This window comes from Sulfitobacter undariae (assembly GCF_014196805.1).
Taxonomy (GTDB): domain Bacteria; phylum Pseudomonadota; class Alphaproteobacteria; order Rhodobacterales; family Rhodobacteraceae; genus Sulfitobacter; species Sulfitobacter undariae.
Genome location: NZ_JACIEI010000010.1, coordinates 43,627 through 66,152 on the forward strand (window position 1 = coordinate 43,627; position 22,526 = coordinate 66,152).

Here is a 22,526-nt window from a genome sequence, read left to right on the forward strand (position 1 = left end):
AAAATCAAATTGTCTCTAAGAGTGTGGTGCCGCGTTAACGGGTTTTCAGGTCTTTTGTACGAGGTTGCAGGCATTGGGCCAAAGCAAATCTGGCAGATCATTGGAGGATTATATCGTGACGCGGACAGAGAAATTTATACGCTTTGCTATCCTCACGCTAGCCGCCGCGCTATTCATAGCGGCGACAAAGCAAGTTGACGCGCAAGCACAGCCCTTGTGGGGTGTTGGTTTTGTTGGAGGGCTATAGTGCAATGTTGCGATTAAGTGGCCAGCCTTCAAAACGCCTGTGGTGCCGTTAAGTATCCCAAGAGGTCAGGTGAGCCCGTCCCAGATGAGTTTTAGGCCTGTTAAAGTCAGAAATACATAAGTGAGGGCGAAAAACAGGCGTTCTGGCACAATCCGATGCGCGCGAACGCCCAGCCATGCGCCAAGGATGGCGAAGGGAGCGAGCACTAGATTCGCCTTGGCGGTTTGCAACGTAAACATTCCTAGAAATGCATAAGGGATGAATTTGGTGAGGTTCACGGCCCAGAAAATCAGGACAGATGTGGCTTGGTAACCCGTTTTCCCTAGATTGCGGGACAAAAGGAATACTGCGGCAGGCGGGCCGCCTGCGTGGCTGACAAAACTGGTGAACCCCACGGCGAGGCCCGCAACCACGCCTGCGCCATCAGACATGTGCCGCGCCCCGAAACGCAGCCAGCCGCGTTTGGCACTGATTTGCCAGACGACAAACCCGACGGATACGGTGCCAATCAACAGACGCAACAAATCCGGCGAAGCAATACGGTAGAGCGCCGCTCCTAGCGCGATGCCCGGCAGCGCACCGGCAATGACCAGCAGCGCCTCGCGTGTGTGCCAGCGCCCCCAGTAAGATTTGAGCGAAACCGCATCAATCAGCATCAGCATGGGTAACATGACGCCCAAGGCAAAGCCCGGATCGACCACAATCGCCAGAACGGAAGACGCCGCAAAAGCCGCGCCAGAGCCGAAACCGCCTTTGGATATGCCAGCAAACAGCACAGCCGGCCCAGCGATTGCGAAGAACCAAAGATCTAGTGTGAGCATTGTCGCCCTGTGGGTTGTATGCCGTAGGGCTGATTGGTTGAAGGCTTATAGCAAGGGTTGGTCATGCACACCGATGATTTCGGCGAAGGGGCAATGTTTCTGGAAGTAGGGCTGCGCTTCCCTGTGATGACGTTTGTAAGATTATTTTATCGGGCATTGGAACCGAATGCAGGCCGGTACGTTGATTAGGCAGAAGATCAATAACTGGAACAACATCTTAGGAGTATCATTATGACACGTCTTCTCACCACTACAGCTGTTCTTTTGTCCATGTCCGGCGCGGCCTTTGCCGAGGCCGAGGCAACCAAGCCCGTAGCGGACCCGGTGACGGGTTCCTCAATGGAAGCGCCTGCAACAGCAACCGATCCTGTTGCAACTGATCCCGCAGCATCGGCCACAGCACCAGACAGCGCGATGGCCAATGAAATGGGCATTGCAGCAGCAGAGGCGTCCATCACGGACTTTTATGCATCTGACCTGATCGGCATGCGTGTGTACAATGTTGAGGCCGACTATGACATGGCGGCGCCACTTGCTGCGGGCGGCGAAACGGAGTGGGATGATATCGGCGAGATCAACGATATCGTTGTAACCGCAGACGGCAAAGTTTCGGCGGTGATTCTCGGTATCGGCGGTTTCTTGGGCATTGGTGAGCGTGATGTCGCGGTCAACATGGGGGCAATTAATGTCCTCACCCAAGACGGTGACGCAAATGATCGCTTCCTCGTGGTTCAGACTTCCAAGGAAGAACTGGAGCAGCTGACAGAGTTCACCCGCGACGACTTGTAAGCCGCTATAGCTGGACTGTTTGCGTAAACTTACGCTGGGCAGTCCACGCGCAAAACAGTGCAGAAGGCCACCCGCGCGGGTGGCCTTCTGTGCGTCTTGGGAGCGCAATGCGTCAGCCTTCTTGCACGTTGCTGCTGATGGGTTTATCCCCTCCCCAACGCAAACCTCATGGAGTACTGCACAATGGCTAGAGCCAAGATTGCACTGATCGGCGCGGGTAACATCGGTGGCACACTTGCCCACCTCGCAGCTGTTAAAGAATTGGGCGACGTAGTGATGTTCGACATCGCTGATGGTCTGCCACAGGGTAAAGCACTGGATATCGCAGAATCAGGCCCGTCCGAGGGTTTTGACGCCGCCATGTCTGGCACGTCGGATTACGCCGATATCGCAGGCGCAGACGTTTGCATCGTGACTGCCGGTGTTGCACGTAAACCAGGCATGAGCCGCGATGACCTGCTGGGCATCAACCTCAAAGTAATGAAGTCCGTAGGCGAAGGCATTGCCAAGCATGCGCCAAACGCCTTTGTGATCTGTATCACAAACCCGCTGGACGCGATGGTTTGGGCCTTGCGCGAATTCTCTGGCCTGCCACATGAAAAAGTCTGCGGCATGGCGGGTGTTCTTGATTCGGCACGCTTCCGTCACTTCCTTGCGGAAGAATTCAACGTTTCCATGCGCGACGTTACCGCGTTTGTTTTGGGCGGCCACGGCGACACAATGGTGCCGCTGACACGTTATTCGACTGTTGCGGGCATTCCTTTGCCTGACATGGTGAAAATGGGCTGGACCACACAAGAGAAACTGGACGCAATCGTTCAGCGTACGCGTGATGGCGGTGCCGAAATTGTTGGCCTGTTGAAGACTGGTTCCGCGTTCTACGCGCCTGCGACGTCCGCAATCGAGATGGCAGAAGCCTATCTGAAAGACCAAAAACGCGTGTTGCCTTGTGCGGCATATGTTGATGGCGCTTACGGTTTGAACGGTTTCTACGTAGGTGTTCCAACAGTGATCGGCGCTGGCGGCGTTGAGAAGGTTGTGGAGATCTCCATGGATAAAGACGAGCAAGCAATGTTCGACAATTCTGTTAACGCGGTCAAAGGCCTTGTTGACGCATGCAAAGGCATCGACAGCTCCTTGAGCTAAGTCGCAGCTTTAATGATTTTGAAAGGCGTACCCCCGTGGGTGCGCCTTTTTTAGTGTCTTTGACTGACATAAGCGAATTGGCCCTTTTGTGATCACAGGTATAATTGTGTGATCACAAAATGTAATCTAGATGCAGTTTTGTGGCGAATTAGCGCAAACAGCTGCGCGAATCCCTGCTTGTCTACGTGACAGCGCCGAAAAATTTGTTAGAACTACTCTCAAGTAGCCACAAAGGAGCCTGACATGGCTGATGTGAACCGGGGCAATCGCCCACTCTCGCCGCACTTGTCCATCTATCGCCCGCAGCTAACTTCGATAACATCGATTTTGACGCGGATTACCGGCAATGCAATGTTGATTTCGTCCCTGCTGATTGTGTGGTGGTTTCTGGCAGCAGCCAGCGGCCCTGCGTATTTCGCAATTGTGAACGGTTTCCTGACCAGTTGGTTTGGCGATCTGATCATGTTCTTCTCGGTACTGGGCCTGTGGTATCACTCGCTTGCGGGTATCCGGCATCTGATCTGGGATAACGCCAAAATGATGGATATCCCGACAGCAGAAAAACTGGGCTGGGCCTGTATCGGTGGCTCTGTGCTGCTGACACTGATCACAGTCATCGTGGTGTAAGGAGAGCATTATGTCCTATTTGACAGACCGCAAACGCGCAACGGGCCTCGGCTCGGCTAAATCTGGCGCTGCGCATCACTGGTCCATGACCATCAGTTCGGTTGCGTTGTTGGTGTTGATCCCGTTGTTTGTGTTTACTTTCGGGTCCGCATTGGGTGGCACTTACGAAGAAATCCTTGCGTATTACTCTCGCCCGTTCCCTGCGATTGTGGCGGTATTGACCATCGCGGTGACCTTCAAACATTTTAACGGCGGCGTGCAGACCCTCATTGAGGATTATGTGCACGGTATGGCGCAAAAAGTGTCGATGATTGTGATGACATGCATCAGCTACGGTGCAGCAGCGGTTGGCATCTTTGCGATTGCCAAGCTGGCGCTGTAAGCGCAGCAACAAGCGGCATGGCAGGATGACGTGGTCTTGCCAGCCAATACAAACCGGATTTTCAGGCGCTTGGCGCTGACTATAGACTGGGTCCAGTACGATTACACGGACAGACCCCAAGCTTTGAAGAGGGCACGATATGGCTGCTTATGAGTACGAGACCCACGAATATGACGTTGTTGTTGTAGGAGCAGGGGGCGCGGGTTTGCGCGCCACATTGGGCATGGCGGAGCAGGGGCTGCGCACAGCCTGTGTGACCAAGGTTTTCCCGACACGTTCCCACACGGTTGCGGCGCAGGGCGGCATTGCGGCATCCCTGTCCAACATGGGTCCGGATAACTGGCAGTGGCACATGTATGACACTGTAAAAGGCTCTGACTGGTTGGGCGATACGGATGCGATGGAATACCTCGCCCGTGAAGCCCCCAAAGCGGTTTACGAGCTGGAGCATTACGGTGTGCCATTCTCGCGTACCGAAGAAGGCAAAATCTATCAGCGTCCCTTCGGTGGCCACACAACCGAATTCGGTGAAGGCCCCCCCGTGCAGCGTACCTGTGCGGCGGCGGACCGGACGGGCCACGCGATTTTGCACACGCTTTATGGTCAATCGCTCAAGCATAACGCAGAATTCTACATCGAATATTTCGCCATTGATCTGGTGATGTCCGATGATGGCGTCTGCCAAGGTGTTTTGTGCTGGAAACTGGATGACGGCACAATGCACCTGTTTAGCGCCAAAATGGTTGTGCTGGCGACAGGCGGCTATGGCCGTGCGTATTTCAGCGCGACATCTGCCCACACCTGTACAGGTGATGGCGGCGGTATGGCGGCACGTGCAGGTCTTGCGTTGCAGGATATGGAATTTGTTCAGTTCCACCCCACGGGCATCTACGGTGCAGGCTGTCTGATCACCGAAGGTGCACGCGGTGAAGGTGGTTATCTGACCAACTCTGAAGGCGAGCGTTTCATGGAGCGTTATGCGCCGACCTATAAAGACCTTGCGTCTCGTGATGTTGTGTCGCGCTGTATGACAATGGAAATCCGCGAAGGCCGCGGCGTGGGCGATAAAGGGGATCACATCCACCTGCACCTCAACCACCTGCCGCCAGAAACGCTGGACCTGCGCCTGCCGGGTATCTCTGAATCCGCACGTATCTTTGCGGGTGTTGACCTGACCAAAGAACCAATCCCCGTTATTCCAACGGTGCATTACAACATGGGCGGTATTCCAACCAACTATTGGGGTGAGGTGCTGGCACCAACTGCTGACAAACCCGATGCGGTTTCGCCGGGCCTTATGGCTGTGGGTGAAGCGGGCTGTGCGTCTGTACACGGCGCAAACCGCCTTGGCTCGAACTCTTTGATTGACCTTGTTGTGTTTGGCCGTGCTGCTGCCATTCGCGCAGCCGAAATCGTGGACCCGAAAACTGCCGTGCCAACGCCAAACCAGAAATCCGTTGATGCGGCTTTCGCCCGGTTTGACGCGCTGCGGTATGCTAAAGGCCAGACAACCACTGCCGAGCTGCGCCTAGAGATGCAACAAACCATGCAAGCTGACGCTGCTGTTTTCCGTACGGATAAAACACTGGCCGAAGGCGAAGAGAAGATGAAGGCAGTTTCTGCGAAAATCGCTGATCTTAAAGTCACCGATACGTCGCTTGTCTGGAACTCGGACTTGATGGAAACGCTGGAGCTGACTAACCTGATGCCAAACGCGGTGGCCACCATTACCGCTGCGGCAGCTCGTAAGGAAAGCCGTGGCGCGCACGCCCATGAGGATTATCCTGATCGTGACGATGTGAACTGGCGCAAGCACAGCTTGATCCGTTTTGACGGTGATAAGGCTGCTCTTGATTTCCGTCCTGTGCATCTTGATCCGCTAACCAAGCTGGATGAAGGTGGGATTGATATGAAGAAAATCGCGCCAAAGGCACGGGTTTACTAAGCATGACTGTAGCGGTGCAGAGTCTGAGCAACTGGCAGCAGATGGGGTTTACCCCTGTCTGTGCGCTTCAGGTGTTTGGTATGCGCCGCTCGGGCAACCACGCGATCATTGACTGGCTAATGCGCAACGCGCCCGAGGCCGCGACAGGTGGCGTGTTTTTCAACAACTGCAAGTTTGGCAAGAACCCCCAGCGTGCCTTTGGCTCGATGGATGTTTATGGTACCGATTATGCGGTGTTGCCGCACCAGAGCATGACAACGGGCGAGCGGGTTGCGCAAGCAGGCGGCACGCCTATGGCGATTGTATCTTACGAAGACCGTATGCCGCAGCCCGATGGCCAGCCGCAAAAAGCCAGTGCAGACATGAGTGCCGCAGATTTCAACCATCAGGTGATCATCTATCGCAGTTTTCTAAACTGGTCTGCCTCGATGGTGGCCAAGCTGAAACGCAACGAAGGGTATGGTGCGACTGACCGTGTGCGCATTTTGTCTGTTGCTTTGGACACCTATAAACAAGGGCTGGACCGTGTGGCGAAAGCCAAAGGCGCGATTGCGATTTGTTATGACGATTGGATGACATCCGAGGTGTATCGCGGTGGCATCTTGCAGCAATTGGGTTTGCCGCAACGTGACCTGAGCCGTGGCAAGATGCAACGATATGGCGGCGGGTCTTCGTTTCAGAGCAAAGTAACCGAGGTTGATCAGCTAGATTCCGTTTCTCGTGATACCGCCATGGCGGATGATCCAGAATATCAATTCTTGCTATGGACTGCGGCCCATGATCTGGCATTCATGGAACGTATCCTCACACATTTCGAACAAGATGCAGAGCGTCTGGCCACGTTGGCTGAGACGGCGAAATTGCACATCAAACTACCGCCAAGAGAGGCTTCCACATGATCCGAGCACTTCTATTGACCGGCGTTCTGGCGCTGACGGCTTGCACTGAAGTGCAAAACGCAGCGGATAGTACTGGCCGCAAAGCGGCGACTTCCGCCGTGACCGAAATCATCGCGATCCACTTTCCGCAGGTGCCAAAGCCGCTGATCCAGACCTTTACGGGCTGTGTGGTGGATAACGCCCAAGCGGTTGAAGTTCGCGAATTGGCCAAAGCCTCCATTGTGGGTATCGACGATGACACTGTTGCTGTCGTCCGCAACGTGCTTTCGCGTCCTGCGACCCAGACCTGCCTGAAATCAGGCGCGACCCAACTTTTCTAGATATTCCATGGCGCGTTGCGCCGTCTCACACAAAGGAACTGCATCATGGTACAACTGACGCTCCCCAAGAACTCCCGTATGACCAGCGGCAAAACATGGCCCAAGCCTGCGAACGCGAAAAATCTCAAGGAATTCCACATCTATCGCTGGAACCCTGATGATGGCAAAAACCCTTCGGTGGATACATATTTCGTTGATCTGGACGATTGCGGCCCGATGATTTTGGACGCGATCATCAAGATCAAAAACGAGATCGACCCCACGTTGACCTTCCGCCGTTCGTGCCGCGAAGGCATCTGCGGTTCTTGCGCAATGAACATCGACGGTATCAACACGCTGGCCTGTACTTATGGCATGGCCGAAGTCAAAGGTGTGGTGAAGATCTATCCGCTGCCGCACATGCCGGTGATCAAAGATTTGATCCCTGACCTGACGCATTTTTATGCCCAGCACGCCTCTATCAAGCCATGGCTTGAGACAGAGACACCTGCGCCAGTGAAAGAGTGGAAGCAATCGGTGGATGACCGTTCTAAACTGGATGGTCTTTATGAGTGCATCATGTGTGCCTGTTGCTCCACATCTTGCCCCAGCTACTGGTGGAACGGCGATCGCTACCTCGGACCCGCAGCATTGTTGCACGCTTACCGCTGGATCATCGACAGCCGCGATGAAGGCACAGGCGAGCGTCTGGATGAGTTGGAAGATCCGTTTAAACTGTACCGCTGCCACACCATCATGAACTGCGCAAAAACATGCCCCAAGGGCCTGAACCCTGCGCTGGCGATCAGCCAGATCAAAAAGCTGATGGTTGAGCGGACTGTCTAAGTCAGCCCGATGTTTGGTTGGCTAAAAAATATGATGGGCGGCGCGCGGTTATCCGGTGCGCCGCCCATTCCACGAGGGCCGTTGCCCGAACAAGCGTTGCGACAAGCGCTGGAGCGCCCCTGCGCGCCGATTGTGTTTGATCGGCCTGCCACAATTGATCCTTTTACATCCATGTTCGGCGCAATCCGTTTGTCGCGCAAGGATGAGGTATGGCCCGAATATGAAGGCACGCCACTCTGGCCTCTGTGCCAGATCAACCTGACCCAAGCGCCGATACTGCCGCAATCCCTGAGCGACCTCGCGCTGCTGACGGTCTTTATCTCGCCTCAACATGCAATGGCGCCGACGCAGATCATCAATACAGCCAAACCTGATCCGAATGCGACATGGGCGCTGCGCAGCTATACCACGTTGGATCTTTTGACGATTCCAAAGCAGCCTGCACATGGCAGCACTCTGTCGCCACGTTTGGGTGAATGGGCGGATATCACCGCCGATTATGCAAACCATGACGTTGCTGGGCAGGTTGTGGACACCACTGAGAATGATGTCTACGGCTATGAGTGGTGCAAGTCAGTACAGCAAACCAAACTGGGCGGATGGCCCCTCACCGCACAATCCGAGCCGTGGTGGGACTATCAAAAGTCGCGCGATACATGGGATTTTGTCATGCAGATTGAAAACGAACCAAACGCGGGTTGGCACGGCTGGGGCGATGGCGTCGCCTTTATTGCCCGTTCGCGACAACGTCCGCATTTGTGGGCCATTGATGTGCAGTTTACCTGATGGTGATCCTTCTCCTCCCGCTGATATTCGCCGTTGTGGTGTATTTTACGTGGCGTGGCCGTGCAGTGCGCGAATGCCGTTGGCGCGCCGATAGCAGCCGCGACAAAGGCAGTTTGCGCATGTATCACTGTGTGAGTTGCGGTGCCGAAGCCTATACCGCCACAAATGGGCCGCCTGAAACCTGCAAGAAAGGTGTTGGCGGAAAAGGTCTGTAAACCTTGCGTCACCCTCGACAGGGCAGCCCTGCCGCCGTAGCCTGAAACTGTAATGTCAGGGAGCGGGCAATGGGCGAGTTTTCACCAGAAGTTATCATCATCGGGGCAGGGCTTGCGGGGATGACGGCAGCCCATGAGGCGATCCTGCGGGGCCGCCGCGTGCTGCTGCTGGACCAAGAAGGCCCACAGAGCCTTGGCGGTCAGGCGTTCTGGTCACTGGGGGGGTTGTTTCTGGTTGATAGCCCTGAACAGCGGCGTCTGGGGATCAAGGACAGTGCCGAACTCGCGTGGAGCGATTGGCAGGGTTCGGCGCAATTTGACCGCGATGAGGATGCGAACCCGCGCAAATGGGCCGAAAAATTTGTCGAATTCGCGGCGGGCGATATGCGCAGTTGGCTGCATGGGCTCGGCATGCGCTGGTTTCCCGTTGTGGGCTGGGCCGAGCGCGGCGGTGCGCTGGCGGGCGGGCATGGCAATACGGTGCCGCGGTTTCACATCACTTGGGGGACGGGCACTGGCGTGGTTAAACCCTTTGCCGATCTAATGGTGAAATACGCGGCTGAGGGGCGGTTAAAGCTGGGCTTTCGCCACCGCGTAAATAACCTGATTGTAGAAAACGGTGTGGTCAAAGGGGTCAGTGGTGACGTGCTGGAAGCCACTACCGCCCCACGTGGGGTTTCGAGTTCACGCAAAGTGAGCAGCGGTTTTGAATATCGCGCCGAAGCCGTGATCACCACATCGGGCGGTATTGGTGGCAATCACACGATGGTACGCAAATACTGGCCCGAGAGGTTGGGCAAAGCGCCCAAAGTGATGGTGGCAGGTGTGCCCGACTATGTGGATGGCCGCATGCATGGCATCGCCGCCAAAGCGGGCGCAGGGCTGATCAATGGCGACCGCATGTGGCATTATTGCGAAGGTTTGCAAAACTGGGACCCGATCTGGCCCAATCACGGCATCCGCATCTTACCTGGCCCGTCCTCACTGTGGTTCGACGCCAAAGGTGATCGTATGGAGGCGCCGTTCTTGCCCGGGTTTGATACGCTTGGCACGTTGAAACGTATCCTGAGTGCGGGTGAACATAGCTGGTTTATCCTGACGCAAAAAATCATCGAAAAGGAATTTGCGCTCTCAGGGTCTGAGCAAAACGAAGATCTGACCAATGGCGGCTGGCGCGAGGTGTTGAGCGCACGTCTGGGCAAAGGCGCCACGCCTGCGGTTGAGGCATTTAAGGAGAAAGGTGCGGATTTCATCGTGGCTGATGATCTGGAAACACTGGTGGGACGTATGAATGCGCTTACTCCAGACGCACCAGTGAAATTAGACCACATCCGCAGTCAAATCCGCGCACGTGACCTGCAATTGAACAATAGATTCTGTAAGGATGCACAAATCACGGCAATACATGGCGCACGTAACTACAAGGGAGACAAGCTTATCCGTACCGCAAAACCTCATGAAATTCTGGACCCGTCCAACGGCCCGCTTATCGCGGTGCGCCTGAATGTGATTACGCGCAAATCATTGGGCGGCTTACACACAGATATCCAAGGGCGCGTGCTGACACCTTCAGGTGAGGTTCTGCAAGGGGCCTATGCTGCGGGCGAGGCCAGCGGCTTTGGGGGTGGTGGCTATCACGGATATAACGCGCTGGAGGGGACGTTCCTTGGTGGTTGTCTGTTCTCGGGCCGTATCGCAGGACAAAACGCATGAGCGCCCCGTCAGGCGCCGCTGCGCGCCGCGCTATTGCCCCTGTTATTTGCTATCCGGTTGAAACTTTGCCTGCGCCCGATATGCCCATGCTGGACGCCGCACGCGCGACGCTTATCAAAACGGGTGAGGTCATTGTGCCGCCACGCGATGCGGCCACATTCACTGTCCCCGCTGGCCATTTCTTTCGCATCACCAGTGTTGAGGGATCACAGGTCGGTGACCTGAATTTATGGAACGCCATCGACCTGTCAGAGCGGTTCTATTCTGGCAAAACCCGTGCGCTGCACGGCACCCATATCACACGTGGCCAGCGGATGTGGTCCAGTTTCCCCGCGCTGCGCCCGATGGCGACCCTGACCTATGATAGCCTTGAATGGTACGGCAAAGACGAATTTGGCGGTTCAGTGCATGATGTGATTGGCACCCGCTGCGACCCCTATACTCACAACCTGCTGTCAGGAGGGCAGTATCATTATTGCTGCCATTCTAACCTCACACGCGCATTGGCCGAACATCTGAACATTCCTCGCATAGAGGCTGAGACGCACATCCATGATGTTCTAAATGTCTTTATGTGTACTGGTTTCACCCGTGATACGGGGCAGTATTTTATGAAGGCCAGCCCTGTCCGCGTGGGCGACACGCTGGAATTCTTTGCTGAAATTGACCTGCTCGGTGCGCTGAGCGCCTGTCCCGGTGGTGATTGCAGTACAGTCCATTCTTCGGATCATGCAAAATGTCACCCGCTGTTGGTAGAAATCTTTAAACCAGCCCCAGATACGCTAGCAAAATGGACCCCACCGCAGCCAAATGGATACAGCCGCCAACACGGCGACTGATCCAATTTTTTGAGCTAAGCCGAGCGGCCTTATGCCTCGCTAAAGGCTGCTTCGAGTGCGATTTCAACCATCTCGCCAAAAGACCGCTCGCGTTCTTCTGCTGGCAGCGCTTCGCCAGTTTGCAGGTGGTCAGACACCGTCAAGACTGCCAGCGCACGGCGGCCATGGCGGGCGGCGAGTGTATACAGCTCGGCTGCTTCCATTTCTACTGCCAGAATACCGTGGCGCACCATCTGTTCATCCAGATCGGGACGTTCGGCGTAGAAAACATCGGATGAATAGATGCCGCCGACATGGGTTTTGGTCCCTTTTGCTTCGGCAGCGGCAACAGCCGCTCGCAAAAGTCCCCAATCTGCGCAGGGTGCGTAATTCATCTCGCGCAAAATGCCAGAGGAAGGTGAGGTGATTGTGCTGGCTGTCATCGCTACGATTACGTCACGAATACCGACATGTGGCTGCATGCCACCACACGATCCAATACGGATCAGGGTTTGGGCATCGTAATTTGTAATCAGCTCATTGGCGTAAATGGACAGGGACGGCATGCCCATGCCCGACCCTTGTATCGTCACGCGGTGCCCACGCCATGTGCCTGTAAAGCCCAACATGCCGCGGACTTCATTGACCAGCACTGCGTTATCGAGAAACGTTTCTGCGGCCCATTTGGCGCGATATGGATCGCCGGGCATCAAAACGGTTTGTGCAATTTGGTCAGGGGCCGCGCCGATGTGAATGGTCATCTGTGAATCTCCAATTGGGTTTATCACAAGATGCCCAGCCTGCGCCGCAGGAGCAAGGGCCAGTTGGTGACTGGACTCTAGTTCATCTGCAACCCATGCGTGTCGATCACATCTAGGTTACCCTAGTGCGAGAGGTGGCCAAAAGGCTTGGTTCCTCTCGCACTAGGGTCAGTAAAATCAGATTTCCAGTGTCGCTGGATCAATTCCATTTGCAATTGATTCGCGGTACCAATTGGGTTGGCGGCCTTTCCCTGTCCATGTTTTGCTTGGATCTGAGGGGTCAGCATATTTTGGTTTTGAAGGTTTCGCGGGCTTTTTAGGGGCCTTTACCTTTTTAACCTTGGTGGGTTCTTCGCTATTTAACTCATTGAGAGAAAAGCCAAATTCGGCTGCTGCACGTTCGGCGGCCTTGCGTGCGTCGCGTCTGTCTCGGGCTTGTGCCGATAGCAGCGCTTTTTTGACATCAGCGAGTAGTTTTTCAAGCTCTTTGCGGCCGAGCGCTTTGAGGTCGTGGTTCATGGACTAAGTATTCCTTCATAATCTTAGGTTCACTTAGTCCATGTTTTTAAATTTTCCACTACTAATTGTATTTAGACGGGAATTATTCGGCAGAAATTGGCGCAGGTTCAACCAAAGTAACGATATCTGCCATAATTGTATTCAGCTCGAAATCTTTTGGGGTATAGACCCGCGACACACCCATTTTCAAAAGACGTTTCGCATCTTCGTCGGGAATAATACCGCCGACAATAACTGGAATATGACCAAGACCTGCGTCACGCATTTGCGCCATTAAGTCTTCAACCAGAGGAATATGCGAGCCGGAAAGAATAGACAGCCCGACAACATGGGCTTGGTCCTCTAATGCGGCGGTAACAATTTCTGTTGGGGTCAGGCGGATGCCCTCATAGGCGATATCCATACCGCAATCGCGGGCGCGAACGGCGATTTGTTCTGCCCCGTTAGAGTGGCCATCAAGGCCGGGTTTACCGACAAGGAATTTCAGGCGGCGGCCCAGACGGTCACTGACAGCGTCCACAGCCATGCGCAGATCATCCAGACCTTCGGTTTTATTGGAACGGCCTTTGCCAACGCCGGTAGGGCCACGGTATTCGCCATGAACGGCGCGCATTTGTTCGGCCCATTCGCCTGTGGTCACACCCGCTTTGGCTGCAACAATAGACGCAGGCATGATATTGCGGCCTGCTTGTGCGGCGGCACGTAGGTCTTTCAGGGCGGCTTGGACCTCGCCTTCGTTGCGTTGATCACGCCATGCATTCAGACGTTCGATTTGTTCGGCCTCGGCTGCGGGGTCCACAACCATGATGCCACCATCGCCTGTCATCAGCGGTGAAGGTTCACCTTTTTGCCATTTGTTCACGCCAACAACGATGGTTTCGCCAGCTTCAATGCGTCCAAGGCGGTCGGCATTGCTGTCGACAAGGCGCGACTTCATATAGTCGATGCCTTCAATTGCGCCGCCCATACTATCAATATGCGCCAATTCGGCGCGTGCGCCTTCTTTCAGTGCTTCTACTTTGGCGTCCACTGCAGGGTTGCCATCAAATAGATCATCAAATTCCAATAGATCGGTTTCATAGGCCATGATTTGTTGCATCCGCATTGACCATTGCTGGTCCCACGGGCGTGGCAGGCCCAAGGCTTCGTTCCATGCAGGCAATTGCACCGCACGTGCACGGGCCTTTTTGCTCAGAGTAACGGCGAGCATTTCAATGAGAATGCGGTAGACGTTATTTTCGGGCTGCTGTTCGGTCAGGCCCAGCGAATTGACCTGAACGCCATAGCGAAAGCGGCGGTATTTCGGATCAGTGACGCCGTAACGTGTTTCGCAAATCTCGTCCCACAAATCGACAAAGGCGCGCATTTTGCACATCTCGGTCACGAAACGAATACCGGCGTTTACGAAGAACGAAATACGGCCCACCAGTGCCGGGAAGTCTTCTTCTGCAACGCGGGGGCGCAATTGGTCTAATACAGCGGTGGCGGTGGCCAGAGCAAATGACAGTTCTTGTTCCGGCGTCGCGCCTGCTTCTTGCAAATGGTAGGAACAAACGTTCATCGGGTTCCATTTGGGGACCGATGTATAGCAGTACTCGGCCACATCCGCGATCATCTTGAGCGAGGGCGCAGGTGGGCAGATATAGGTGCCGCGCGACAGATATTCCTTGATCAAGTCGTTTTGTACGGTGCCTTGCAGTTTCGATACATCGGCGCCTTGTTCCTCGGCCACAGCAATATAAAGCGACAACAGCCAAGGCGCTGTTGCGTTGATCGTCATGGAGGTGTTCATTTGCTCCAGTGGGATGTCTTTGAACAGGGCACGCATGTCGCCCAAGTGGCCGACAGGCACGCCAACCTTGCCGACTTCGCCGCGCGACAGGATGTGATCGCTGTCATAGCCTGTTTGCGTGGGCAGATCGAAAGCAACCGATAGACCTGTTTGGCCTTTGGCAAGATTGCCGCGGTATAACTCGTTTGAGGCCTCTGCCGTCGAGTGGCCCGCATAGGTGCGGATCAACCAAGGGCGGTCTTTTTGCGGAACTTCGGTCATGGCGGCCTCTTTGAATCGGGTTGGCAATAATCTTGCGTTAGTTGGAGGGTATAGGCAACTTTCGGCAAGTGTCAATTCGCCGCAATGCGGCATGTGTGATCAACTGTCCACGTCATCGGGGTTGATGTCGAAAAACCGAATAGCCATCGGAGGGGGCCGACATGTTGCGGGGCGGCTGCAATAAATCCTTCGCGCAGATACAAGGCACGGGCTCGTGGATTTATATCAATGACGTCGAGACGGACATGCGCAAGATTGCGCGATTGTGCATGAGCTTTGATCGCGTCTAACAATGCGGTGCCGACCCCAAGACCGCGTGCCGCGGCATCCACGCAGATCCCGTCCATGAGTAAAGTGTTTTCGGCCAAATCACGCTCCAAAAGGTGAAGAAAGGGCGCCCGCCATGACGCACCAAGCCAACCGTAATACTGTGAAAGCTCGCGCAGCCCACCACCCGTCAACGCGCCTTCGGCGGTCTTGAAACCGGCAACGCCGATCACTTTTCCCGCAGGGCTACGCGCAACCAGTGCGAAGTCGGGTGAAATGATATGCTCAAAAAAGGCAAGCGCACGTGGGGTAGGGCCCAATAGGCGCCCCAACTTTGCAGAGAAAGCCTGCCAATAGAGGCGTGCTATGTCTGGGCGCTCTTGTTCGGTAAAACCTGAGGATATTTTGAATTTTGACACCCGACACTCCTTAAAACTATGAGTTAGATATTGTCCTAAGTGTTACAGACTGCAAGTGTAGGGCACATGACACAAACAGTGCAGCTTCCTCTTTGGCTTTTTGTCCTGATCGTACTGTTCGCTGCGGTGACAGCGCTCAGCCACTTTCTATTGCCTTCTGTGCGCTGGTTCTTTCGCCGCCGTTTTGAAAAAGCAGTTGCGCGGCTGAATAGTCGGCTTAAACGCCCAATCCAGCCGTTTAAATTGGCGCGGCGTCACGATATGATTCAGCGGTTGATTTATGATCCCGAGGTCTCGCGTGAGATCGCTTTATATGCTGAGCATAATAAGGTTCCCGAAGCGGTGGCCTTTCAAAAAGCTCATGAATACGCCCGCGACATTGTGCCCAGCTTTTCGGCATTCGCCTATTTCAGTTTCGCCATGCGGTTGGCCAAATGGCTGGCCGAAGCGGTCTACCGTATTCGCACTGCATCGCAAAATGATGTCATCATTGCCGCCATCCCCGAGGATGCAACGCCTGTGTTTGTTATGAACCACCGCAGCAATATGGATTATGTGCTGGTGACTTATCTGGCCTCCAAGACTTCCACGCTCAGCTATGCAGTCGGAGAATGGGCGCGGGTGTGGCCGTTGTCTTCTTTGATACGACTGTGGGGTGCGTATTTCATTCGGCGTCATGCGCGGGGCGCGCTTTATCGCAAGGTCCTGTCTCGCTATGTGCAAATGGCAACCAACGGAGGCGATACACAGGCGTTTTATCCCGAAGGGGGGTTGAGCCTGACAGGTGCGTTGCAGCCGCCCAAAGTTGGACTTCTTAGCTATCTGGTAGAGGGGTTTGACCCCGAGGGCGCACGCGACATTGTGTTTGTGCCAGTTGCTATTAACTATGACCGTGTGTTGGAGGACCGCGTTTTGATGGCTGCTCATGCGCGGGGGGATCGGCGCTTTGGCGCGCGCATTTCTGTGGCGGTTGCGTTCATTTTGCGCAAACTGTGGAATAGATTGCGCGGCAAAGACACGCGCTTTGGCACCGCCGCAGTGGCGTTTGGTGATCCGGTGAGCTTGCGAGCGTTGGGTAAAACCGAGGATATTGACGCGCTTTCCAAGACATTGATGAGCAGAATTGAAGCGGTGATGCCTGTCTTGGGGGTGCCATTGGTGGCGACGGCCTTGGGACGAAAAGGCCCGCTGAACGTGATGGAGCTGGAAGCAGAAGTCGCGCAGATACTGGAACGCGTGCCAGAGCAGAGTGTCGCAGTGGACACGCAAAACATCACGGATGAGGTCGCGCGCGCATGTCGCCATATGGAGCAGCATGGTTTGATCGCGATGCAAGACGGCGCGTGGGCAGTTTCTGAGGGTCAGCAGGTTGCCGTACAATTTTATGCAAATTCCATTGCGCATTACCTTCCTGAGGCGCATGAATTGGATGATGCTGCGAGCGCGAGTGATTATTCTGCGATTGCAAAGTCATAAAGTTACCAAAATGACGCCCTTGAGGTTGCAATGTTGCGCGACCATCTTTAGTCATTCGTCAAGAGCCGCGATTCTGCACTGCGGCACCCCTTATTTACGCAGGAGACCGACATGGCACTGGATACTACGATCGCGCAATACGAGGCCCCTGAAAAAGACCTCTATGAGTTGGGCGAAATGCCCCCCATGGGCTATGTGCCAAAGCAGATGTATTCGTGGGCGATCCGCCGCGAACGTCACGGCAATCCTAACACCGCGATGTTGGAAGAAGTTGTCGATGTCCCCGCGCTGGACAGCCAGGATGTTCTGGTCATGGTGATGGCGGCAGGCGTGAACTATAATGGCGTTTGGGCGGCTCTTGGCACTCCCATCAGCCCGTTTGACGGTCACAAGCAGCCATATCACATCGCGGGTTCTGATGCGGCTGGCATCGTCTGGGCCGTGGGTGACAAGGTCAAGCGCTGGAAAGTGGGCGACGAAGTTGTTGTGCATTGCAACCAAGATGACGGCGACGATGAGGAATGCAACGGCGGCGATCCGATGTATTCCCCGACCCAGCGCATCTGGGGATATGAGACTCCTGATGGTTCCTTCAGCCAGTTCACACGTGTGCAAAGCCAGCAATTGATGCCACGCCCCAAGCACCTGACATGGGAAGAAAGTGCCTGCTATACGCTGACGCTGGCCACAGCATACCGCATGTTGTTCGGTCATGAGCCCCATGATTTGAAGCCGGGTCAGAACGTTCTGGTTTGGGGTGCGTCTGGTGGTCTGGGATCTTATGCGATCCAGTTGATCAATACGGCAGGTGCCAATGCCATCGGCGTTATTTCCGATGAAAGCAAACGCGAGTTTGTGATGGATTTGGGTGCCAAAGGCGTGTTGAACCGCAAGGATTTCAACTGCTGGGGTCAATTGCCCAAAGTGGGCAGCGACGAATACGGCGTGTGGTTCAACGAGACACGCAAATTCGGCAAAGCGATCTGGGACATCACTGGCAAAGGCGTAAACGTCGACATGGTGTTCGAGCACCCCGGCGAGGCGACATTCCCTGTTTCCACATTTGTGGTGAAAAAGGGCGGCATGGTTGTGATCTGTGCGGGGACCAGTGGTTTCAACCTGACGTTCGACGTGCGTTATATGTGGATGCACCAGAAGCGTTTGCAGGGCTCGCACTTTGCGCATCTCAAGCAGGCTTCTGCCGCGAACAAACTGATGATGGAGCGCCGTCTGGACCCGTGCATGTCTGAAGTGTTTGCATGGAATGATCTGCCCGAAGCGCATATGAAAATGCTGCGTAACGAGCATAAGCCAGGCAACATGTCTGTACTGGTACAATCGCCTAAAACGGGCCTGCGTACATTGGAAGACGCGCTGGACGCTGGCAAGTAACGCCATTTCTCCAGTTTGACATTTTGATGCCCCGCGTACAGGTTGTGCGCGGGGCATTTTCATATTCAGCGTTGTAAATTGGGGTGGGGGCCTTAACGGCACTTTCCCCCGTGCGGTCATACGCCTAAAGTCCGCGCATGAGCCAAGACCTTATATATTCCGACGACCAAGCCGCCGCCCATGATGCTGTCTGTGCGATGTTGAAATCCGCAGGCATCAGTCTGGAGGATGATCTGTTGATGCCACCAAAGGCGGATAAATCGCAGGTGATGGCGGTGACAGGCAAGGCGGGTTCGGGCAAGACCCTGCTTCTGGCCGAGTTGTACCGCGCGCTGGAAGAGGCGGGGGTTGATATTGTCTCGGGGGAATATGAGAGTAAAAAGCGTAAAGACAAACGCTCGTTAGCGATCCTTGCACCCACCAACAAAGCGGCCAGCGTGTTGCGCTTGCGCGGGGTGCCTGCCACCACGATCCACCGCATTCTTTATACGCCCGTCTATGACCCAGAATATGAACGCATCGCCGAGTGGCTGGCGGGCAGTGGTGATCGGCCCGTGGATGTGGAGGGGTTGACCGATGTGGCATTAGACCGTGCGCAGGCCTTTTATGCCAAGAATAAGTCCATTCCGGGTGCATTGGCGGCTGCGGGCCTGCGGGGCAGTGATTTCATCACCGGATGGAAGCGCCGCGAAGAGCCGTTGGATATTGGCTTTGTTGATGAATCCTCGATGTTGGATGATAAACAATTCGCAGACCTGAAAGAGATTTTCCCGACTTTGCTGTTGTTCGGTGATCCGGCCCAGTTGGCCCCGGTTGGGCAATCTGGCACGATGGTGTTTGAGAAACTACCCGAAGAGCGGGTGATGAATCTGAACCGCATTTTCCGGCAAGAAGCTGACAACCCGATCCTTGATCTGGCCCATGCGCTGGCTGATCCTGACATTGGGTTCGAGCAATTTGAACGCATGGTCGAAGAGGCCTCCAAACGCGATCCGCGTGTTGTGTGGGGACAGCGGGTTGAGGTGGACCTGATGGCGCGGTCGCCTGTTTTGGTCTGGCGCAATGCCACGCGCATCCGATTGATCAACGCCTACAGGAATGTGCATGGCGCGCCGGAGGATGCTTTGGTCGAGGGGGAACCTTTGATCTGTGACGGGATTGAATTGCCGCTGAAACATCGCAAAAAGCGGTTGGACCTAGAGGCGCGTGGTCTGATCAAAGGTGCACAGGTGGTATATCTGGGGGCAGGGCGCAAACCCGGCTTCTCGCGGTTGCATGTGATGGGGGCTGAAGACCCCCAAGTAAGTGCGGCAAGTATCGTAAAAATCGAAAAGCCCGATGAAGAAGAACCCTTTATCCCCTTTGCTGCGCGTATGGGGGCCACGTTTTTGCACGGCGCTGCTGTGACGATCCACAAGGCGCAGGGCAGCCAGTGGGACACGGTGCAAGTGTTTGCGCCTGATCTCTATGCTGCGGCAAGGATGGGGCGGATGGAGGCAGGGCAACCGCTGTGGAAACGGCTGGCCTATGTGGCGATCACCCGTGCGCAAGACCGCCTGATCTGGGTGGTACGCAACCGTCTGTCGAAACCGACATATGCATTGAACGTCGATGATCTACGCGCCGCCCCTGTTGCGGCCTTGACGTTGGATGCCACCGAGGAGGAATTTGGATGAAATCTATCATAATCACGGGCGCCAGCTCTGGCATTGGACGGGCCACAGCCGAGATGTTTTTGCAAAATGGCTGGCGGGTGGGCTTGATTGCGCGCCGTGCTGACGTTTTGCAAGAAGTTGCGCAGGGTCATGACAATGCCATGGCGCTGACGGCGGATGTGACCGACCCAAGTGCGATGACGGATGCGTTCACGCGTTTTGGCGAGGTGGATGTGCTGTTCAATAATGCGGGTATGTTCGGCCCATCCGCGCCAATTGATGAAGTTGCTTTGGACGATTGGGCGCAAGTGTTGGCCGTGAACCTGAACGGAATGTTCATCGCCGCCCGTCTGGCCTTTGGCGCGATGCGTAAGCAAGGACGCGGCGGGCGGATCATCAACAACGGCTCTATCAGCGCGCATACCCCGCGCGAAAATTCGATCTGCTATACCACAACCAAACATGCGGTAACGGGGCTGACCAAATCGCTGGCGCTGGATGGGCGACCTTTTGACATTACAGCAGGCCAGATTGACATCGGCAATGCCGAAAGCGCAATTGTCACCGAGTTGAAGGCGGGTAACCCTGACATGCATACGATGGATGTGCGCCACGCCGCGTCATCGGTGCTGCACATGGCGCAATTGCCGCTGGGGGCCAACGTGCCGTTTATGACAGTGATGGCAACCAAAATGCCATATTTGGGGCGCGGTTAACGGCGCAGCAGGTTAAACACAGCCGAGGCACCCCATCCTGCCGCAATAGCAATGGCAAGGGACATCAGCCCGTAAAGCAAGGATTGCTCGCGGCTGAGCACAAACAGCCAGCGTTCCAGTCCGACTTTGCGCACATAGATGCTGGTTTCATATTCAGCTACAACCGCGCCCGCACGAGTGAGCAGGATACGCGTCAGGTATTCCCCTTCGGTCAGGGCGGCAGGCAGTGCAACCGAGGTGCGAAACAGCGTTTCTTCGTCTAGGCTGACCGTGCCTTCGTTCAACTGGTATTGGTTGGCTTTGGTTTTGATCCGGATCAAGGCTTCGGTAAAAGTGCTGGCGTTCTCGACACTGTCAGGCGCCCCAACCGAGCGGATGGCGAGAGGGATAGAGATGCGGTGGCGCAGGTCTTCTGTAGCGCTGAGTGCTACGCTCAAGGGCGCGCTGGTAGACACTGCATAGAAGCTGGGCGCGCTGTCAATTTCGACAGCGTCGGTGTTGATCCAGATGCCATACCGTTTTTCTTTTCGCCAAACGGTTTTCTCTTCCGAGGGGCCAGCGACGGTCACGATCACCTCAAGCGGGGGATCAGCAGGGATGGGTGCGTCGCGTTTGACAGCGCCAAAAATCAGGATCTCCGAGCCGTCGAAATTGGTATTGATCGAAACAGTGTCACTGCTGAGACCCAGCACAATTTCCTCGGCGGCGGCGGGTAGGCTGGCAAGCCAGAACAGGCAGGCGGCAAGAAACTTGTGCATCAGTGGCCACCCGTCGCAATTGAGTAAACTTCGGAAGGTTGCAGGAGCAGCTCCAGCGCCAGTTTTCCGCAAACGATCAGCACCAGTAGCGCCAGCAAGACGCGCAGTTGTTCTGCCTTCATCTTGACCCCGATGCGTGCGCCAACCTGTGCGCCGATAACCCCGCCAATCAGCAGCAGCAATGCCAGCACAATATCAACGGTGAAGTTGGTTGTGGCGTGCAGCATGGTGGTAAAGCCTGTCACAAAAATGATCTGGAACAGCGATGTGCCCACCACAACTTTGGTAGGCATGCCCAGCAGATAAATCATGGCAGGCACCATGATAAAGCCGCCGCCAACGCCCATGATTGCAGTTAGGATACCGACAAAAAGACCAATGATCACGGGCGGGATAACCGAGATATAAAGACCCGATACACGAAACCGCATTTTAAGCGGTAAGCCATGGATAGGGCTGTGTTTTTTGCGCGGTGGCTTTTTGCCTTTTTTGAGGTTTCGAATTGCATTCAAGCTCTCAACAAACATCAGTCCGCCGATGATGCCAAGGAAGATGACGTAGAACAGCTTCACCAGCAAATCGACTTGGCCAAGGGACTCGAGGTAGTTGAAAATCATCACGCCCAGCGTCGCACCGACCAAACCGCCTGCCAGCAACACGCCGCCCATCCTGAGGTCCACCGTCTTGCGCTTGAAATGGGCAAGCACACCAGAGAAGGAAGAAGCAACGATTTGGGTCGCGCCAGTGGCCACGGCAACTGAAGGCGGGATGCCGATAAAGAACAGCAGGGGCGTCATGAGAAAGCCGCCGCCTACGCCGAACATTCCAGATAAAATGCCAACGATTCCGCCCAGTCCAAAAAGAAGGAAAGCGTTAACCGAAACTTCGGCAATGGGCAGGTATATTTGCATGGCTTGTCCTTAGGCCAAGCGGCCCTCAAAATCAATCTCTCAAGCCTTCGCAGATGCGACAGGACT

The 22,526-nt window shown here is 55.1% G+C and carries 23 protein-coding genes; 16 read left to right on the top strand and 7 right to left on the bottom strand.

The features are described from left to right. Positions 1–312: 312 nt before the first annotated feature. On the bottom strand, positions 313–1,068 hold the full coding sequence (locus GGR95_RS13145) for a sulfite exporter TauE/SafE family protein (RefSeq protein WP_184566581.1): 756 nt from the start codon (positions 1,066–1,068) through the stop codon (positions 313–315). A 231-nt stretch (positions 1,069–1,299) separates the two neighbouring features. Here GGR95_RS13145 and GGR95_RS13150 point away from each other — a divergent pair, with 231 nt between their 5' ends. From GGR95_RS13150 to GGR95_RS13205, 12 genes are all read left to right on the top strand, one after another. Continuing rightward, complete coding sequence (locus GGR95_RS13150; RefSeq protein ID WP_184566584.1) at positions 1,300–1,857, top strand: PRC-barrel domain-containing protein; 558 nt, start codon at positions 1,300–1,302, stop codon at positions 1,855–1,857. Between the two features lie 183 nt (positions 1,858–2,040). Beyond that, entirely contained in the window at positions 2,041–3,003 is a 963-nt protein-coding gene (mdh, locus tag GGR95_RS13155; RefSeq protein ID WP_184566586.1) for a malate dehydrogenase, read from the top strand. Between the two features lie 243 nt (positions 3,004–3,246). Continuing rightward, positions 3,247–3,630 (top strand): succinate dehydrogenase, cytochrome b556 subunit, encoded by a 384-nt coding sequence (sdhC, locus tag GGR95_RS13160; RefSeq protein WP_184566588.1) that lies wholly within the window; start codon positions 3,247–3,249, stop codon positions 3,628–3,630. A 10-nt stretch (positions 3,631–3,640) separates the two neighbouring features. Further along, the gene (gene sdhD / locus GGR95_RS13165; protein ID WP_184566590.1) at positions 3,641–4,012 is read left to right on the top strand and encodes a succinate dehydrogenase, hydrophobic membrane anchor protein; all 372 of its coding nucleotides are present in this window, start codon (positions 3,641–3,643) and stop codon (positions 4,010–4,012) included. Between the two features lie 139 nt (positions 4,013–4,151). Continuing rightward, positions 4,152–5,957 carry a succinate dehydrogenase flavoprotein subunit gene (gene sdhA, locus GGR95_RS13170; protein ID WP_184566592.1) on the top strand — a complete coding sequence of 602 codons (1,806 nt, stop codon included), beginning with the start codon at positions 4,152–4,154 and terminating at the stop codon, positions 5,955–5,957. 2 nt (positions 5,958–5,959) lie between these two features. Continuing rightward, on the top strand, positions 5,960–6,856 hold the full coding sequence (locus GGR95_RS13175; protein WP_184566594.1) for a hypothetical protein: 897 nt from the start codon (positions 5,960–5,962) through the stop codon (positions 6,854–6,856). Beyond that, complete coding sequence (locus GGR95_RS13180; protein ID WP_184566596.1) at positions 6,853–7,176, top strand: hypothetical protein; 324 nt, start codon at positions 6,853–6,855, stop codon at positions 7,174–7,176. The genes GGR95_RS13175 and GGR95_RS13180 overlap by 4 nt, the downstream gene beginning before the upstream one ends. A gap of 45 nt (positions 7,177–7,221) precedes the next feature. After that, positions 7,222–8,001, top strand: coding sequence for a succinate dehydrogenase iron-sulfur subunit (locus tag GGR95_RS13185; protein WP_184566598.1), 780 nt, complete (start codon positions 7,222–7,224; stop codon positions 7,999–8,001). Between the two features lie 9 nt (positions 8,002–8,010). After that, positions 8,011–8,787: a DUF1963 domain-containing protein gene (locus GGR95_RS13190; protein WP_184566600.1), complete on the top strand. Its 777-nt coding sequence runs from the start codon at positions 8,011–8,013 to the stop codon at positions 8,785–8,787. Next, the gene (locus GGR95_RS13195; protein ID WP_184566602.1) at positions 8,787–9,002 is read left to right on the top strand and encodes a hypothetical protein; all 216 of its coding nucleotides are present in this window, start codon (positions 8,787–8,789) and stop codon (positions 9,000–9,002) included. The genes GGR95_RS13190 and GGR95_RS13195 overlap by 1 nt, the downstream gene beginning before the upstream one ends. 69 nt (positions 9,003–9,071) lie before the next feature. Then, on the top strand, positions 9,072–10,715 hold the full coding sequence (locus GGR95_RS13200) for an FAD-binding dehydrogenase (RefSeq protein WP_184566604.1): 1,644 nt from the start codon (positions 9,072–9,074) through the stop codon (positions 10,713–10,715). Continuing rightward, positions 10,712–11,554, top strand: coding sequence for an urea carboxylase-associated family protein (locus GGR95_RS13205; RefSeq protein ID WP_184566606.1), 843 nt, complete (start codon positions 10,712–10,714; stop codon positions 11,552–11,554). The genes GGR95_RS13200 and GGR95_RS13205 overlap by 4 nt, the downstream gene beginning before the upstream one ends. Positions 11,555–11,583: 29 nt before the next feature. Here GGR95_RS13205 and deoD read toward each other — a convergent pair whose 3' ends face one another. The 4 genes from deoD to GGR95_RS13225 form a co-directional block, all read right to left on the bottom strand. Next, positions 11,584–12,294, bottom strand: a complete 711-nt coding sequence (deoD, locus tag GGR95_RS13210; protein WP_184566608.1) for a purine-nucleoside phosphorylase — start codon at positions 12,292–12,294, stop codon at positions 11,584–11,586. 177 nt (positions 12,295–12,471) lie between these two features. Beyond that, entirely contained in the window at positions 12,472–12,813 is a 342-nt protein-coding gene (locus GGR95_RS13215; protein ID WP_184566610.1) for an H-NS histone family protein, read from the bottom strand. A gap of 82 nt (positions 12,814–12,895) precedes the next feature. After that, positions 12,896–14,866 (bottom strand): protein meaA, encoded by a 1,971-nt coding sequence (locus GGR95_RS13220; protein ID WP_184566613.1) that lies wholly within the window; start codon positions 14,864–14,866, stop codon positions 12,896–12,898. 71 nt (positions 14,867–14,937) lie between these two features. After that, positions 14,938–15,552 carry a GNAT family N-acetyltransferase gene (locus tag GGR95_RS13225; RefSeq protein WP_184566615.1) on the bottom strand — a complete coding sequence of 205 codons (615 nt, stop codon included), beginning with the start codon at positions 15,550–15,552 and terminating at the stop codon, positions 14,938–14,940. A 66-nt stretch (positions 15,553–15,618) separates the two neighbouring features. Between GGR95_RS13225 and GGR95_RS13230 the strand changes: the two genes are divergently transcribed. From GGR95_RS13230 to GGR95_RS13245, 4 genes are all read left to right on the top strand, one after another. After that, positions 15,619–17,028 carry a 1-acyl-sn-glycerol-3-phosphate acyltransferase gene (locus GGR95_RS13230; RefSeq protein WP_184566617.1) on the top strand — a complete coding sequence of 470 codons (1,410 nt, stop codon included), beginning with the start codon at positions 15,619–15,621 and terminating at the stop codon, positions 17,026–17,028. Between the two features lie 111 nt (positions 17,029–17,139). Next, complete coding sequence (gene ccrA / locus GGR95_RS13235) at positions 17,140–18,420, top strand: crotonyl-CoA carboxylase/reductase (protein WP_184566619.1); 1,281 nt, start codon at positions 17,140–17,142, stop codon at positions 18,418–18,420. Positions 18,421–18,557: 137 nt separating this feature from the next. Continuing rightward, on the top strand, positions 18,558–20,096 hold the full coding sequence (locus GGR95_RS13240; protein ID WP_184566621.1) for an ATP-dependent DNA helicase: 1,539 nt from the start codon (positions 18,558–18,560) through the stop codon (positions 20,094–20,096). Next, a complete protein-coding gene (locus tag GGR95_RS13245; protein WP_184566623.1) occupies positions 20,093–20,791 on the top strand; it encodes an SDR family oxidoreductase in 699 nt (232 codons plus the stop codon). Before GGR95_RS13240 ends, GGR95_RS13245 begins: the two co-directional genes overlap by 4 nt. Here GGR95_RS13245 and GGR95_RS13250 read toward each other — a convergent pair. Together GGR95_RS13250 and GGR95_RS13255 are read right to left on the bottom strand one after the other, a co-directional pair. Further along, complete coding sequence (locus GGR95_RS13250) at positions 20,788–21,549, bottom strand: TIGR02186 family protein (RefSeq protein WP_184566625.1); 762 nt, start codon at positions 21,547–21,549, stop codon at positions 20,788–20,790. The two genes, GGR95_RS13245 and GGR95_RS13250, sit on opposite strands and share 4 nt — an antisense overlap. Beyond that, positions 21,549–22,460 carry a sulfite exporter TauE/SafE family protein gene (locus GGR95_RS13255; RefSeq protein WP_184566627.1) on the bottom strand — a complete coding sequence of 304 codons (912 nt, stop codon included), beginning with the start codon at positions 22,458–22,460 and terminating at the stop codon, positions 21,549–21,551. Before GGR95_RS13255 ends, GGR95_RS13250 begins: the two co-directional genes overlap by 1 nt. Between the last annotated feature and the right edge of the window lie 66 nt (positions 22,461–22,526).

Excerpts from the sequence above, each read along its gene's own strand:
- GGR95_RS13215 (WP_184566610.1), bottom strand. The coding sequence starts at position 12,813 with ATGAACCACGACCTCAAAGCGCTCGGCCGCAAAGAGCTTGAAAAACTA.
- GGR95_RS13180 (WP_184566596.1), top strand. The coding sequence starts at position 6,853 with ATGATCCGAGCACTTCTATTGACCGGCGTTCTGGCGCTGACGGCTTGC.
- GGR95_RS13150 (WP_184566584.1), top strand. The coding sequence starts at position 1,300 with ATGACACGTCTTCTCACCACTACAGCTGTTCTTTTGTCCATGTCCGGC.
- GGR95_RS13245 (WP_184566623.1), top strand. The coding sequence starts at position 20,093 with ATGAAATCTATCATAATCACGGGCGCCAGCTCTGGCATTGGACGGGCC.
- sdhC (WP_184566588.1), top strand. The coding sequence starts at position 3,247 with ATGGCTGATGTGAACCGGGGCAATCGCCCACTCTCGCCGCACTTGTCC.
- sdhD (WP_184566590.1), top strand. The coding sequence starts at position 3,641 with ATGTCCTATTTGACAGACCGCAAACGCGCAACGGGCCTCGGCTCGGCT.
- GGR95_RS13200 (WP_184566604.1), top strand. The coding sequence starts at position 9,072 with ATGGGCGAGTTTTCACCAGAAGTTATCATCATCGGGGCAGGGCTTGCG.
- GGR95_RS13190 (WP_184566600.1), top strand. The coding sequence starts at position 8,011 with ATGTTTGGTTGGCTAAAAAATATGATGGGCGGCGCGCGGTTATCCGGT.
- GGR95_RS13240 (WP_184566621.1), top strand. The coding sequence starts at position 18,558 with ATGAGCCAAGACCTTATATATTCCGACGACCAAGCCGCCGCCCATGAT.
- GGR95_RS13195 (WP_184566602.1), top strand. The coding sequence starts at position 8,787 with ATGGTGATCCTTCTCCTCCCGCTGATATTCGCCGTTGTGGTGTATTTT.
- GGR95_RS13145 (WP_184566581.1), bottom strand. The coding sequence starts at position 1,068 with ATGCTCACACTAGATCTTTGGTTCTTCGCAATCGCTGGGCCGGCTGTG.
- GGR95_RS13250 (WP_184566625.1), bottom strand. The coding sequence starts at position 21,549 with ATGCACAAGTTTCTTGCCGCCTGCCTGTTCTGGCTTGCCAGCCTACCC.
- GGR95_RS13185 (WP_184566598.1), top strand. The coding sequence starts at position 7,222 with ATGGTACAACTGACGCTCCCCAAGAACTCCCGTATGACCAGCGGCAAA.
- mdh (WP_184566586.1), top strand. The coding sequence starts at position 2,041 with ATGGCTAGAGCCAAGATTGCACTGATCGGCGCGGGTAACATCGGTGGC.
- GGR95_RS13255 (WP_184566627.1), bottom strand. The coding sequence starts at position 22,460 with ATGCAAATATACCTGCCCATTGCCGAAGTTTCGGTTAACGCTTTCCTT.
- sdhA (WP_184566592.1), top strand. The coding sequence starts at position 4,152 with ATGGCTGCTTATGAGTACGAGACCCACGAATATGACGTTGTTGTTGTA.
- GGR95_RS13205 (WP_184566606.1), top strand. The coding sequence starts at position 10,712 with ATGAGCGCCCCGTCAGGCGCCGCTGCGCGCCGCGCTATTGCCCCTGTT.
- GGR95_RS13230 (WP_184566617.1), top strand. The coding sequence starts at position 15,619 with ATGACACAAACAGTGCAGCTTCCTCTTTGGCTTTTTGTCCTGATCGTA.
- ccrA (WP_184566619.1), top strand. The coding sequence starts at position 17,140 with ATGGCACTGGATACTACGATCGCGCAATACGAGGCCCCTGAAAAAGAC.
- deoD (WP_184566608.1), bottom strand. The coding sequence starts at position 12,294 with ATGACCATTCACATCGGCGCGGCCCCTGACCAAATTGCACAAACCGTT.
- GGR95_RS13175 (WP_184566594.1), top strand. The coding sequence starts at position 5,960 with ATGACTGTAGCGGTGCAGAGTCTGAGCAACTGGCAGCAGATGGGGTTT.
- GGR95_RS13220 (WP_184566613.1), bottom strand. The coding sequence starts at position 14,866 with ATGACCGAAGTTCCGCAAAAAGACCGCCCTTGGTTGATCCGCACCTAT.